We start from the raw sequence: 508 nt of genomic DNA, 5'->3' as shown, positions 1-508 counted from the left end.
AGACCAGCAGTGTCTTCCGCACCCACATGCAGGCCTGCGCCGACGCCCTCGCCCCACACACCGACTGGTCACTCCTCGACGTCATCCAAGAACACCCCGACGCACCCACCCTGGACCGCATCGACGTCGTCCAACCCGTCCTCTTCGCCACCATGACCTCACTCGCCGCCCTCTGGCAATCCCACGGCATCCAACCCCACGCCGTCATCGGCCACTCCCAAGGCGAAATCGCCGCAGCCCACACCGCCGGCATCCTCACCCTCGACGACGCCGCCCGCATCGTCACCCTCCGCTCCCAAGCCCTACGCCAACTCTCCGGACAAGGCGGCATGGTCTCCCTCCCCCTCCCCGCCGACCAAGCCACCACCCTCATCGCCCCCTGGAACAACCGCATCAGCATCGCCGCCCACAACGGACCCACCACCACCATCGTCTCCGGCGACACCCAAGCCCTCACCGAACTCACCACCACCTGCACCACCCAACACATCGACGCCCGCACCATCCC

The 508-nt window shown here is 67.5% G+C and carries 1 protein-coding gene; it reads left to right on the top strand.

Features of this window, described 5'->3' with window-relative positions; all coding sequences use genetic code 11:
• Positions 1-508: acyltransferase domain-containing protein (locus IH48_RS33925; RefSeq protein ID WP_037844057.1), on the top strand; the 508-nt coding region annotated here is incomplete at both ends.

The sequence above is a fragment of the Streptomyces sp. NRRL F-5126 genome (assembly GCF_000721265.1).
Lineage (GTDB): Bacteria > Actinomycetota > Actinomycetes > Streptomycetales > Streptomycetaceae > Streptomyces.
This window is presented reverse-complemented; position numbering and strand designations above follow the sequence as displayed.